This is a genomic window from Paenibacillus sp. FSL K6-3182, from assembly GCF_037976325.1.
Taxonomy (GTDB): Bacteria; Bacillota; Bacilli; order Paenibacillales; family Paenibacillaceae; genus Pristimantibacillus.
Window position 1 is genome coordinate 1,359,894 of sequence record NZ_CP150265.1, and the last position, 13,765, is coordinate 1,373,658.

The window sequence follows — 13,765 nt, forward strand, 5'->3', positions numbered from 1 at the left end:
GGTAAATGCGGTGGAAAGTAGCAATTTTGACAGCAAGCGATAAAGGATCACGTGGAGAACGTGAGGATACGAGTGCCCAGGTTATCCGTGAATTGGTTGAGGAAGAGCTGGGTGGAGAAATTATTGATTATCGGATTGTACCGGATGAGCAGGATGAGATAATGGCAGCCATCATAGAAATGACAGAGTACTTCCATGCGGATCTTGTGCTTACGACGGGCGGCACAGGTCTTGCAGAGCGCGATGTTACGCCTGAGGCAACGCTCAAGGTTATTGACCGTGCTGTTCCGGGAATTGCGGAAGCGATGCGTATGGGCGCTCTCCAAAAAACAAGAAGAGCAATGCTCTCAAGAGGCGTCTGCGGCATAAGAGGCAGCTCACTAATCGTTAACCTGCCTGGGAGTCCAAAGGGCGTACACGAGAGCTTAATGGCGATCATGGATCAATTGCCGCATGCTCTGGGCATTTTATCCGGAGAACTGGGGGAACATAGCGTATGAGTCAGCAGCAGCATCATGCTAAGAACGGAACAGAGCAGCATGGATCGACGACACTAAGAGAAGTTTCCGTATATGATGCGATCGGGCTGCGACTGGCTCATGATTTAACGCGAATTATTCCAGGTCAGTTTAAGGGTCGATTGTTCAAAAGAGGTCATGTCGTAGTAGAAGCGGACATTCCTAATCTTCTCGATATTGGCAAGGAGCATATCTATATTATGGAGCTTGGAGAAAACGAGCTTCATGAGGATGATGCAGCCATTCGAATGGCTGAAGCGTTATATGACGAGAAACTCATTCTTTCAGAGCCGCATGAGGGCAAGGTAAGCATTAAAGCAAACCAGCTAGGCCTTGCGGAGATTGATAAGGCAGTAGTTGATGCCATTAATGAGCTGGGTGAAATTGCATTAGCGACGATTAAGGCAAAAACAGTCGTTAAGCCGGGTCAAGCGCTGGCTGCAACAAGAGCCATTCCGCTTGTCGTACCCAAATCGAAGGTGGAGACGGTGGAGAGGCTTGCAGCCGAATATCGTGAAGCGAATGGCGGAGCTTCACCGCTGCGCGTTCGCCCTTTCCGTAAATTTCGCGTCGGTTTGTTGACGACGGGCGGCGAAGTTTTTAACGGAAGAATTGAAGATAAATTTGGTCCGGCAGTAAGAAGCAAGCTCGAGGAGCTTGGATCAGAAGTTGCAGAGCAGCGATTTGCACCCGATGATCGACAAACAATTGTCAAGGAAATACACTATTTGCTTGCACAACGTTATGATATGATACTAGTGACTGGCGGAATGTCGGTAGATCCCGACGATCGCACTCCTGGAGCCATAAAGGAAACAGGTGCGGATATCGTAAGTTATGGAACTCCGATGCTGCCAGGCTCAATGCTGCTTATTGGTTATTTAAATGGAGTGCCGATATTGGGGCTTCCAGGCTGCGTCATGCATGATCCATATACATCATTCGATGTGCTGCTGCCGCGGATTTTAGCGGGAGATATGATTGTTCGTGAAGATATTGTCAGCATGGGATATGGCGGCTTAAACAGCTGTTAAGTATGAGCTGCTTAATAATGATGCTGCTACATAAAATTACGAGGAGGTTGGCAAATGTCAGGAATTGGTGCAACAGGTGTTATACTGCTCGTGTTGGTTGCTTTGCTACTATTTGGACCAAACAAGCTTCCAGAACTTGGACGTGCATTCGGACGGACATTGCGTGAGTTTAAATCCGGAGCAAGAGAGATCATGGATGATGATGATCGTGACCGTGATCGCAAGGACAAAGATTCGAGCCGTGTTGATGTGAGTCGCTCGGAAAATAGTGATAAAGACAATAAGCGGCTGCCGGATTAATCGGGCCCGCTTTTTTCTTGAAAAAAAGTTTACCGCTAGGCGAAGGAGGTATCGTGCAGGTGGGATCGGAAGGAAACAGCAAATCGGAGCATAAATCACGTAAAGCGCTTCTTCGAGAAGAAGGGTTGATGCCGCTTTTAGAGCATCTTGGCGAGCTGCGCAAGCGTATCATTTACGTGCTTATTATTTTAACGTTAGGCTTAGTCGTCGGACTTATATTTGCACAGCCTACCTATAACTTTCTAATGAGCCAGAAGCCTGCTAATACAATTTCGTTACATACGTTTTCCCTTTGGGATGGCATTGGCATGTATATGAAATTTGCATTTGTCATCGCTTTAATTATTTCTTTACCTGTTATTGCATATCAGCTTTGGGCATTCGTAAAGCCGGCTTTGCGCAAGAACGAGCAGCGTTCCACGCTTAAATATGTTCCGTTTGCACTAATCATGTTTTTAATTGGATTGGCATTTTCTTATTTTGTCGTCTTTCCACTTGCTTTTAATTTCACAAGAACAGTATCACAACATTTAAACCTTGAGGAAACATATGGTATCGCGCAGTATTTTACGTTTATGTTTAATCTGCTCATTCCGATATCGCTATTATTCGAACTGCCGCTAGTCATCATGTTTTTGACAGCTATACGTTTAGTGAATCCACAGCGGCTGCGCAAAATGCGCCGTCTAGCCTATTTCATCATGGTGCTTATCGGAGTTATGATTACGCCGCCGGATTTCATATCGGACATATTAGTGGCGATCCCATTACTCGTTCTATATGAGATTAGTGTGTTTTTATCAGGCTCGGTACACAAAAAGCAGCTAGCTGCAGATGCAAAATGGGAAGCGGAATATGGCGAGTCAATGTCTGAAGCATAGGATGAAGAAGGGGAATGTCCTCTTCTTCTTTTTTTTATATAAGAAGCTTATAAAGGGCTTATAGTTCTCCGTCAAAGCTGCTTTAGCATCCAGAGGACGCCGAAGGCGAGTTTGCGTGGTTGACAAAAACATCATTTCCGCATAATATTTAAACAGTTGTTTAAAACAATTGTTTAAATAGAGAAAACGGGAGTGGATCATATTGAAAAATACACTAATTGCTTTTATGAAACGACCAACGACTATCGTTGGTATATTTACGGCAATCATGTTCCAGGTTATTTTTTCGGTCATTTGGATGACAGGTTATAACGGTGTTACGGACCGCGTACAAAATTTGCATATTGCTATTGTCAATGAAGATGAACAGATGGGACAGAAGATTGCTGGCAACCTTGTTCAGAACTTGCCTTTTAACATGAGTGAAATCAGCAGCATTGATGAGGCGAAGCAGCAGCTGAATGAGCGTGAGCTGCAGATGGTCGTATGGATACCGGCGGATTTCTCTCAAAAGGCTTCAGCAGCCGATGGTACAGCCTCCATTCAATATGTAATAAACGAATCAAATCCAGCACTGATTAAAAGTATTATGAGTGGTGCAGCCGGACAAATAACAGCAGAAGTAAATAAGCAGGCCGTATCGGGCGGCATTCAAACCGTACTTGGCAACATGCAGCTGCCAGCAGAGCAAGCTGGAGCAGCGGCACAAGGATTGTCAGAGCGGGTTAAATCTGAAATTCAGTCAACGAACGTGATACAAGGAATGAACAATCAAATGGTTCCGATGATGCTGGTGCTTGCTTCTTATGTCGGCGCGATGATCATGGGTATGAACTTTGAGCAATCTTCCCTTTCACTAGGAGCAACAACAAGCAGATGGAAACGTTTCGGCGCAAGAAGCGTAATTAATGTAGGAGCAGGTGTCATTGTTTCGTTAGTAGGTTCTTCCTTGCTTGCTGCATTTGGCGGTCAGATGGAACAAGGATTCCTTCATATTTGGCTGTTCCAGCTGATGTTCGTATTAACATTTATATTCGTTTCGCAAATGTTTATTTACCTGTTTGGTTTAAGCGGCATGCTGTTCAATATTATTTTATTATCGGCACAGCTTGTTACCTCTGGTGCGATCGTACCGCGTGAATTGTTATCCGACTTTTACGTCAAGCTTGGTGATATTCTTCCAGCAACGTATGCAGTTGAAGGTACGATGAATATTTTGTTCGGCGGCCCAGCTGCTACAGCTGACTCTTTGTCACTGAGCGTTATTGCTGTCGTTGCCTTTGCAGTTAGCGTAGTTGCGGTTGCGCTGAAGCGCCAAGCCGCTCCTGTAGTGCAGCCTACAGCAGTTATTGCAGGGCAAAAACGATAATTCAAATGCAGTTTGCTGTTGGTTTAGTGTGGTTCAAAATAAAAGATATTGTTTTTATGGGGGCCCGTCATGACAACAGGAGATGCGGATATTAAAATTAGAATATTGTCAGCTGCCAAAAAGCTGTTTGCGGAAAACGGCTTCGATAAAACGACCGTTAGGCAAATATGCGAAGAGGCTGGAGCTAATGTTGCGCTCGTCTCGTATCATTTTGGCGGGAAAGAAAATATGTTTTATGCTTTATTTGATCATTATTTTCCAAACAATCAAATTGCCGAGCTAGACCCCATGCAGATAGATCCGGTAGAGGGTGTTAGACTTATTGTTCGTGAGGTAACTAATTTCCGCTACAGCGACTATCAATTAATTAACATTATTCAGCAAGAAGTTATCATGAACACGGATCGAATTGAGAAGATACGCAAGCATGTGATGCCGATGTGGGGAAAGCTCAGATACTGGCTTAAAGAGGGCAATGAGCAAGGTTTATTTCAATTCAACTCCTTAGATAACACCTTGTTTTCCATTATCGGAACGTTGCTCTTTCATCGGAATAGCCAATATTGGGCTATCTTGCATGAAGAAGAGCGTTCATCACAGGAAGCGATCGTCGAGGATTTAACCTTATTTATTTTGGGTGGATTGTACTATAGAGGCGAATAGCTGAAACCATGAAATACCGTGCGCGAGAAATCGCCGTACGGTATTTTTTTTGTTACAGCCTTCTGCTATTCATAAACTACTGGTACAATTTAGGTGCAACGATTATGAAAGTTTGGAGTATCAAGCCTAATGCCCGTTTAATATAAAGCCAGCAGCTGCGGAGGCAGAATAGGAGCGAGATTATACAAATGAAACGTGACCGGATACAGGAGATTTTGGAGAAGCATAGGAAAAAAGGGTTGACGCTTCTTGCCTCAGGCGGCGAAACGCAGAAGCCAAGTTCGCAACTGTGGAATCAGTCCATTAATGAACAGCTCCTTGAAGAGATTAAAAGGGATGCCGATCGCTTCATGCTTACCCCTGATCCCGAGCTCACTTACTCTCTATTTTGTGTTTATGGAGATACGGGAGAGCGCTTAGCTTATGAACGAGTATATTTTGAGAGGCGAAAAAGATTGAATTCGTATGTCATTATGGCGCTGCAGGAGCCGGAAAATGTAGACTACGAAGTTGCCGCTCTTAATATGATCTGGTCGGTTTGCAATGAGTTTACATGGTGTCTGCCTGCTCATTTTAATGAAGGATCAGACAGGCTGGACATCGATTTATTTTCGGCGGAGACTGGGTTTGCACTGAGTGAGATAAAGTTGTTATTAGGTGACCGCTTGCCGGATTTGCTGCGAAGGCGTATAGAGGCTGAGGTAGAAAATCGCCTATTCCGTCCTTTTTTGGAGCAAGGCCCGTACGGGTGGGAGACAGCGGATCACAATTGGGCGGCTGTATGCGCGGGTTCGGTTGGGGCAGCGGCACTTTATCTCATTGATGATTCGTATAGACTGTCGCAAGTGCTGGAACGTGTGCTTCATTCGCTTGATTGTTATTTGAGTGGATTTGGCGATGACGGCGCGTGTGCGGAAGGTTATTTATATTGGCAGTATGGTTTCGGGTATTATGTGTATTTTGCTCAGATATTAAAAAGGGCAACTGATGGAGAAATCAACTTATTTACTTCGAATAAGGTGAAGGAGATTGCACTTTTTCAGCAGAAATGTTTTACGGGAAGCAGCACGGTCGTTAACTTTAGTGATTCGCGTCCTGAAAGCGGTATATTCATGGGGCTCAGCTGCTCTCTGCATCAGGAGTTTGCAGAGGTCATTGTACCGGATGCGAGCCTTGGAGCGGAGTATGCTGCTGACCATTGCGGACGCTGGGCGCCGGCGATTCGTAATTTGATGTGGATAAAAGAAGAATGGATGGTGGCGACTGAAAGTAAAACGATCTGGCCTGCAGAGTCCTATTACTTATCTGATGTGCAGTGGCTTCTGTCTAGACATGCAAGCGAGAACGGAGGCAACTACAGCTTTGCGGCAAAAGGGGGCCATAATGAGGAGCCTCATAACCACAATGATGTGGGCCATTTCATCATACATGCTGATGGGCAAGCTTATTTAGCGGATTTGGGCAGCGGAAAATATACGGCGAAATATTTTGGCCCGGAACGGTATTCGATTTGGTGCAATGGCTCTCAGGGTCATTCGGTTCCTATTATAGACGGCTCTCATCAGCAAAATGGGACTGCGTTTCGAGCAGCTGTTATGGAAGCGTCAACAAATGCGAGTATGGATAGGTTTGCGCTGGAAATCAGCTCGGCGTATGGCCATTCCAAGCTGGAGCGATTGGAGCGCCGATTCCTTTGGGAAAAGGAAAAGCTGCCGCGCCTGACGCTGACGGATGCGATTTGGATGATGCCAAAGGGAGAAGAATCGGATGCTGAGCGGCAAGTTACAGAGCGGTTCATTTCGTTTCTTGTTCCTGAGCTGGCGGAGGAAGGTCGAGTGATTTTAACAGGACAACGCCAATTATTCATTAATTATGATCATCAGGTTTGGAAGCCGGTCGTTACCGCAAGGAGCGATATCGATCATTATGGCGTTGAGCGATTCTGGTATACGCTTGATTTTGAATGGAAAGCAGCAGTTATAGTGCCGTTGATTGCAAATTTTATTTTTCAATTTGAATCATAACTACAATATTCGATGCGAGGAGCGAGTAAGGATATGGAGCAGATCAATTGGGCAAATGAAGCTTGGGCAAATGTACATGAGAAGGTTACGAGAACGAGCAATCGGATTGGTGCAAGATTTCCGCATGCGAGCGTCGATGGAACGTATGTGCTGGAGGCGCCTCAGTGGTGGACAGCCGGTTTCTGGCCGGGCTTGTTATGGCTGCTGTACCGTGATTCAGAGTCGAAGGACGATCGATATAAAGATATTGCCGAAGCATGCGAGCAGCAATTGGATGAAGTATTGTTCGGATATGATTGCTTGGATCACGACATCGGCTTCATGTGGTCGCTAACGAGTGTAGCCCGCTATAAGCTGCTTGGTGAAGAGCAATCCCGTAGACGAGCGTTGTTAGCGGCTAGTGTACTCAGCGGAAGATTTAATGTAAAAGGAAACTATATTAGAGCTTGGAACCCATGGGGTGAGGGTGATCGCAATGAGGGCTGGGCGATTATTGACTGCATGATGAACCTGCCTTTGCTCTACTGGGCGAGCGAGACAACGGGCGATCCAAGATTTAAGCATTTGGCGATGGAGCATGCGGATACGGTGCTAGAGCATTTTATACGGACGGATGGTTCGGTTAATCATATTGTAGTCTTTGACCCGCATACGGGTGAATTTGTAAGTGTGAACGGCGGACAAGGCTTTGCGCCAAACTCAGCGTGGTCGCGCGGAGCATCGTGGGCGATTTACGGGATGGCGCTCAGCTATCGTTATACGGGCGAGGCTCGGTACTTGGAGGCGGCGAAGCGGGTTGCCCATTTTTTCCTTGCGAACTTGCCTGAGGATTCGGTACCGCATTGGGATTTCCGTCTGCCTTCAGGTGTAGAACGTTATCGCGACACGTCAGCTGGCGCTTGTGCAGCCTGCGGTTTGCTCGAAATCGCAAGAGCAGTTCCTGTAGAAGAATCGGAGCTATATCAAGCGGCTGGCGAGCGAATAATGCGCTCACTCTACGAAAATTACGGCGCTTGGGATGATGAGGCGGAGGAAGGCTTGATTTTGCATGGGACAAGCCATTACCCAGAGCGGAGAAACATTGACGTGCCGCTTATTTATGGCGACTATTTCTTCGTAGAAGGTTTAGCACGATTAAGAGGGGATTCCTCGACGTTCTGGTAGAGGAGAGGTAACGAACATGCAAATCGAAAGTGGATCACAGATAAACGAAATGCTTCCTGTGCGCAAATACTGGCTGGAGCAGATGCTCGCTATTGGCGAACCTGTGCTTAGCGCCCTTGCGGAGCGCCGTCTTAAAGAGAAGATGCCTATAGAAATCGCAATAACTGCTGGAGAGACTGATGATGAGAAAGCTGCCGCTGAACTTAAAGCTGACCGAGCGAAATTCACGCATTTGGAAGCGTTAGGACGCCTTTTATCCGGTATGGCTCCATGGCTTGAGAATCAGCACATTAATGGACACGAAGAGGAGCTGCGAGTTCGTTATGCCGCGCTTGCTCGTGAAGCAGTGGATGCGGGCACTGATCCAGCATCGCCAGACTATATGAACTTCAGCGATGGTTACCAGCCGATTGTCGACGCTGCTTTTTTGGCGCTTGCGATATTGCGTGCCCCGATAGAGCTTGGTGAAAAGCTGGAGCAGCGTGTGAAAGCAAATGTAATTACGGCGCTGAAGCAAACGAGGTCGAGAAAGCCAGTCTTCTCGAATTGGCTGCTGTTTGCAGCAACGATTGAAGCGGCGCTGCTTAAGCTGGGTGAGCTTGACTGGGACCCGATGCGGATCGATTACGCGTTGAAGCAGCATGAGCAGTGGTATTTGGGTGACGGCGCATATAGTGATGGTCCAGATTTTCACTGGGATTACTATAACAGCTTCGTTATTCAGCCTATGCTGGTCGATGTGCTTGCCGCAGCAGGTGATGAGCACGAGGAATGGCGAGCCATGCAGAGTGCTGTTGCGAGCCGTTCACGGCGTTACGCAGAAGTGCTTGAGCGGCTAATTGGAACGGATGGAACATACCCGCCAATTGGACGTTCACTTGCCTATCGTTTCGGAGCCTTTCAAAGCCTAGCTCAGCATGCTCTAAATGATGATTTGCCTGCGTCCGTCACAGCACCTCAGGTACGCTGTGCGCTAACCGCAGCGATTCGTAGAACGCTTGAAGTGCGAGGCAATTTTACAGCGGATGGATGGCTTACAATCGGCTTCTGCGGACATCAGCGAGATATTGGCGAGCGGTACATCTCCACGGGAAGCCTCTATTTATGCGCTGCGGTGTTCTTGCCGCTTGGCCTAGCAAACGAGCATCCATTTTGGAGTGGAGCGGACGAGGCTTGGACTTCTAAAAAGGCGTGGTCAGGACAGGCTTTTGGCATCGATGCGGCTTTGAAGTGAATTTCTACTGATCCTGAGGTCGTTTTAAAAAGAGCAAACGGTCGTATTTCTGTGGGGAAGCGATTTGAGCATTATCGTATTCTCAAGATATAGTTGGCGCATAATAATAGCTTGAGCGAATGACAATGGACGGGCCAATCCGCGTAAAAAAGATTTAGTTCCTTCTGCCTAGTGTAAATAAACGGAAAAATGAAACCAAGCACTTGAAATTAATAACGAAAATGAGTATGATAAAAATAGTTGTTAGCACTTGAAGGTTTCGAGTGCTAACGAGAATATAAGCAGCGACAAATTTTGAAGGAGGCTATTTTCAATGATCAGACCTTTGGGTGAACGCGTATTGATCGAAGCAATCGCGAAAGAAGAAACAACCGCTAGCGGTATCGTATTGCCGGATTCGGCGAAAGAAAAGCCGCAAGAAGGCAAAGTGATTGCAGTTGGAAGCGGCACGCTGAAAGATGGTGTTCGTATTGCTCTTGAAGTTAAAGAAGGCGACCGCGTTCTTTTCTCCAAATATGCAGGCACTGAAATCAAATACGAAGGCAAAGAGTATTTGATTATGAAAGAAAGCGAAATTCACGCGATTTTTGAATAACAACCCGCTTAGGGTCACATAGAAGGCAACACATAAACTAAGCAGTTCTACTTAAACTATTTTGGGAGGTTTCTGTTAATGGCTAAGGAAATTAAATTTAGCGAAGACGCTCGTCGCGCAATGCTGCGCGGTGTTGATGCACTTGCAAATGCAGTTAAAGTAACACTAGGTCCAAAAGGCCGCAACGTGGTACTTGAGAAAAAATTCGGAAGCCCGCTTATCACAAATGATGGTGTTTCCATTGCAAAAGAAATCGAGCTTGAAGATGCTTTTGAAAACATGGGCGCTCAACTTGTTAAAGAAGTAGCTACAAAAACAAATGACGTTGCTGGTGACGGTACAACTACGGCAACTGTTCTTGCACAAGCGATGATTCGCGAAGGCTTGAAAAACGTTACAGCTGGCGCTAACCCTATGGTTATCCGCAAAGGTATCGAGAAAGCTGTTAAAGCTGCTGTTGAAGAGCTTAAAGCAATCTCGAAACCAATCGAAGGCAAACAGTCGATCGCACAAGTTGCTTCGATCTCATCTGCTGACGATGAAGTAGGCCAACTTATTGCTGAAGCTATGGAAAAAGTCGGCAACGACGGCGTTATCACTGTAGAAGAGTCGAAAGGCTTTGTTACAGAGCTAGAAGTTGTTGAAGGTATGCAATTTGACCGTGGTTATGTATCTCCATACATGATTACAGACACTGATAAAATGGAAGCTGTCCTAGACAATCCTTACATTCTTATCACTGACAAAAAAATTACGAGCATTCAAGAGATCCTTCCGGTTCTTGAGAAAGTCGTACAATCCGGCAAGCAATTGCTAATCATCGCTGAAGACGTAGAAGGCGAAGCTCAAGCTACTCTAGTAGTGAACAAACTTCGTGGAACATTTACTTGCGTAGCTGTTAAAGCTCCAGGCTTCGGTGACCGTCGTAAAGCTATGCTTCAAGATATCGCTGCTCTAACAGGCGGCCAAGTGATTACAGAAGAGCTAGGCCTTGAGCTTAAATCGACTGGCGTTGAATCACTAGGTTCTGCTCGTCAGATCCGCATCACTAAAGAAACAACAATCATCGTTGACGGCAGCGGCAACTCCGCTGACATCGTTGCTCGTGTGAATCAAATCCGCGCTCAACTGGAAGAAACAACTTCCGACTTTGACCGTGAGAAGCTTCAAGAGCGTCTTGCAAAATTGTCTGGCGGCGTTGCAGTTATCAAAGTTGGCGCAGCTACAGAAACAGAATTGAAAGAGCGCAAACTACGCATCGAAGATGCCCTCAACTCCACTCGTGCAGCGGTTGAAGAAGGTATCGTATCGGGCGGCGGTACTGCCCTCATTAACGTATACAACGCTGTTGCTGCTGTTAAAGCAGAAGGCGACGAGCAAACAGGCGTTAACATCGTTCTTCGTTCCCTTGAAGAGCCGCTTCGCACAATCGCTGCGAACGCTGGTCAAGAAGGTTCGGTTATCGTTGAGCGTCTGAAAAACGAAAAAATCGGCGTAGGCTACAACGCAGCTACTGGAACATGGGTTAACATGTTCGAAGCGGGTATCGTTGACCCTGCTAAAGTAACTCGTTCAGCATTGCAAAACGCAGCATCCGTTGCAGCTATGTTCTTGACAACTGAAGCAGTTGTTGCTGACAAACCAGAACCTAAAGGTGCTGGCGCTGGTATGCCAGATATGGGCGGCATGGGTGGAATGGGCGGCATGATGTAATAAGGGGGATAAACCCTTATGCATCAAGGGTTTTCGTCAGTGAAAATCCTGTTTATCAATATCTATATAACTTTGAGACCTTCCAGATTATTCTGGGAGGTCTTTTAGCGTTTGGCGAAATTCAACGTGAATAAGGATATTGGAGGAGAGGGAGGTAATCGCTGCCAAAGGGGGCATCTGACGATGTGAATATTAAAGCCAATTTACAAAATGACAATAATGTAACATAGGAACCCTTAATTGTTAGGGGAATCGATGGTTGTTTGCCTCTCTGTCTTTTAAGATATAAGAAATAAAGGCAGAGGAGGTGGAGTGAAATGAATTTTTTAGAAGAAAATATTAATTTATTTAGAATGGTTAATGACCTAGGGAAACAATATCCTTACTTAAATCCTGCTATGGTTTTCATTGCGGAGTTTATGGTGTATTTCTTGGTTTTAGGTGTTATCTTCATTTGGTTTACTCGAAATAAACAGAGTAGAATGATGATTGTTTGTGCTACCATTACTTTTGTATTTGCTGAAATTATTGGGAAAATAGCAGGCAAATTTCATTCGAATAATCAACCATTTGCTGAGTTGGCAAATGTTAATAAATTAATTGAAAAAGCCGTTGATAATTCTTTTCCAAGCGATCATACAATATTGTTCTTTTCATTTTGTGTATCCTTTTGGTTATTTAGAAAAGGCTGGTGGTTTTTATGGGTTATACTAGCTTTCCTTGTTGGTATTTCTCGTATTTGGGTCGGTGTCCACTATCCAGCAGATATCCTAGTAGGAGCTATTATAAGCATCATTTCAAGCTCAATTGTTTACCTTGTTGTTCCTAAGTTAAGCTTGACTCGGAAATTGCTAGGGGGCTATGCGAAATGCGAAGAATTGCTTCTATCTCCATTAACAAAATCGAAAGGGAATAGATCAAAGGATTATTAAGAGGAAATAAAGCACATAGAAAAAGATAATAGATCCTGTCGGTTATCAGGAAGAGAAGCCTGTAGCAGGAAGAGTTTCCTTGAGTGTAAACACCGTTTGACCACATCGTGTAAAAAAATGAGAGACCTTTCAAGAGTTCATTGAACTTTTGGGAGGTCTCTCATTATTTTTGATAAATACCTTAATCTAATTCTTGATCTAAAAAAGGTATTACTAAACGACGTACTTCATCTGTTGACTGAAGATCATGACACCATCAACGCCGTAATATTCCACTAATTTGAGTCCCGTTGCGCGGTCAGGAATATCATGAGCGGCAAGATGTTTTTATTGATATCAGTATGGATAGATTTCTTTCAAAATAGTGAGTCATGCTGATGCACAAATCATTATGATTTAAGCATCTCTCAGTATTAGCTTATACCACGCATCTCCCTTCATTCGTAATCAAAGATTATGCTTCGTATTGCCCATTCCATAACCATTTGATCAGCGAAGCAATTGAAATGAATGCCGTATGTATTTATCAGCCTATTGAAAAAAATAAAGCCAAAGATAGAACTGTCGTTCTATCTTTGACTCTATATTGAACAGAATTAATCTTGAATGGCTCCACGTTTCAGTACATTCTCGACTTTATGTAAATGAGCTTGAATTAACTGGCTGGCAAGCTCGCTATTTTGAGCTAATATTGCATCATATATGGATTGATGCTCTTTTAAGAGAAGTGTGGAAGAGGACTTGTCTTCGAAAAACCACAGCTGACGAGTTTTCCCCATAGTTTCGGTTAGCTTACTAGTAAGTGAACTCATTAATGTATTAAGCAGTTTATTATGTGAGGCAGCTGCTATAGCTAGATGAAATTCGATATCCGCATGTTCACTCATTTGCGTATTATTCATTTTAAGCGCTTGCTCCATTTGTTCAATAATTTGCTTTAACTTCTCGAGATCCTTATCGTTTCGACGCTCGGCCGCGAATGCAGCACTGCCGCTTTCAAGCCAAATACGAACTTCCAGTATCTCTTTTACATTTTCCGATTCCTCGAATGGATCACGCGAGTTACTTTGCGAGGTAGGCAATACTTTATTGATGAAGGTACCTCCGCCATGCTTTACATCTATCCAGCCTGTAGCCTTTAATGCGCTCAATGCTTCACGAATTGTGGAGCGACCTACTCCAAAGGAGGTACTCAAATCAACTACGGACGGTAGTTTTTGACCAGGTTGTAAGAGACCTTCCTCAATTTGTGAAAGAATGGCTCTTCGTACAATCTCATGTCCTTTTTCAGTTTCTACCTTTATCGGCTGCATAAAGCTTTTAACCTCCCGAAAATAC

13 protein-coding genes are annotated in these 13,765 nt (G+C 44.9%); 12 read left to right on the forward strand and 1 reads right to left on the reverse strand.

All coding sequences use genetic code 11. The features are described from left to right. Positions 1–5 precede the first annotated feature (5 nt). The 12 genes from MHH56_RS05910 to MHH56_RS05965 all read left to right on the forward strand — a co-directional run bounded on the left by MHH56_RS05910 (position 6) and on the right by MHH56_RS05965 (position 12,427). Complete coding sequence (locus tag MHH56_RS05910) at positions 6–500, forward strand: MogA/MoaB family molybdenum cofactor biosynthesis protein (RefSeq protein ID WP_054026672.1); 495 nt, start codon at positions 6–8, stop codon at positions 498–500. After that, positions 497–1,552 carry a molybdopterin-binding protein gene (locus MHH56_RS05915; RefSeq protein ID WP_339207241.1) on the forward strand — a complete coding sequence of 352 codons (1,056 nt, stop codon included), beginning with the start codon at positions 497–499 and terminating at the stop codon, positions 1,550–1,552. The genes MHH56_RS05910 and MHH56_RS05915 overlap by 4 nt, the downstream gene beginning before the upstream one ends. Before the next feature lie 54 nt (positions 1,553–1,606). Next, positions 1,607–1,852, forward strand: a complete 246-nt coding sequence (gene tatA / locus MHH56_RS05920; RefSeq protein ID WP_339207243.1) for a twin-arginine translocase TatA/TatE family subunit — start codon at positions 1,607–1,609, stop codon at positions 1,850–1,852. A 128-nt stretch (positions 1,853–1,980) separates the two neighbouring features. After that, on the forward strand, positions 1,981–2,733 hold the full coding sequence (gene tatC, locus MHH56_RS05925) for a twin-arginine translocase subunit TatC (protein WP_076269790.1): 753 nt from the start codon (positions 1,981–1,983) through the stop codon (positions 2,731–2,733). A 202-nt stretch (positions 2,734–2,935) separates the two neighbouring features. Further along, complete coding sequence (locus MHH56_RS05930) at positions 2,936–4,102, forward strand: ABC transporter permease (RefSeq protein WP_339207245.1); 1,167 nt, start codon at positions 2,936–2,938, stop codon at positions 4,100–4,102. Between the two features lie 69 nt (positions 4,103–4,171). Beyond that, the gene (locus MHH56_RS05935) at positions 4,172–4,765 is read left to right on the forward strand and encodes a TetR family transcriptional regulator (protein WP_339207246.1); all 594 of its coding nucleotides are present in this window, start codon (positions 4,172–4,174) and stop codon (positions 4,763–4,765) included. A 188-nt stretch (positions 4,766–4,953) separates the two neighbouring features. Further along, positions 4,954–6,789, forward strand: coding sequence for a heparinase II/III family protein (locus tag MHH56_RS05940; protein ID WP_339207247.1), 1,836 nt, complete (start codon positions 4,954–4,956; stop codon positions 6,787–6,789). Positions 6,790–6,822: 33 nt separating this feature from the next. Beyond that, positions 6,823–7,953 (forward strand): glycoside hydrolase family 88 protein, encoded by a 1,131-nt coding sequence (locus tag MHH56_RS05945; protein ID WP_339207249.1) that lies wholly within the window; start codon positions 6,823–6,825, stop codon positions 7,951–7,953. Between the two features lie 49 nt (positions 7,954–8,002). Next, complete coding sequence (locus tag MHH56_RS05950; protein WP_339209514.1) at positions 8,003–9,187, forward strand: DUF2264 domain-containing protein; 1,185 nt, start codon at positions 8,003–8,005, stop codon at positions 9,185–9,187. 313 nt (positions 9,188–9,500) lie between these two features. Then, positions 9,501–9,782: a co-chaperone GroES gene (gene groES, locus MHH56_RS05955; protein WP_054026679.1), complete on the forward strand. Its 282-nt coding sequence runs from the start codon at positions 9,501–9,503 to the stop codon at positions 9,780–9,782. A 78-nt stretch (positions 9,783–9,860) separates the two neighbouring features. Next, positions 9,861–11,495 (forward strand): chaperonin GroEL, encoded by a 1,635-nt coding sequence (gene groL / locus MHH56_RS05960; RefSeq protein WP_076269676.1) that lies wholly within the window; start codon positions 9,861–9,863, stop codon positions 11,493–11,495. Positions 11,496–11,812: 317 nt separating this feature from the next. Next, complete coding sequence (locus MHH56_RS05965) at positions 11,813–12,427, forward strand: undecaprenyl-diphosphatase (protein WP_339207250.1); 615 nt, start codon at positions 11,813–11,815, stop codon at positions 12,425–12,427. A 596-nt stretch (positions 12,428–13,023) separates the two neighbouring features. Here MHH56_RS05965 and MHH56_RS05970 read toward each other — a convergent pair. Continuing rightward, positions 13,024–13,740 (reverse strand): FadR/GntR family transcriptional regulator, encoded by a 717-nt coding sequence (locus tag MHH56_RS05970; protein ID WP_339207251.1) that lies wholly within the window; start codon positions 13,738–13,740, stop codon positions 13,024–13,026. Positions 13,741–13,765: the final 25 nt, after the last annotated feature.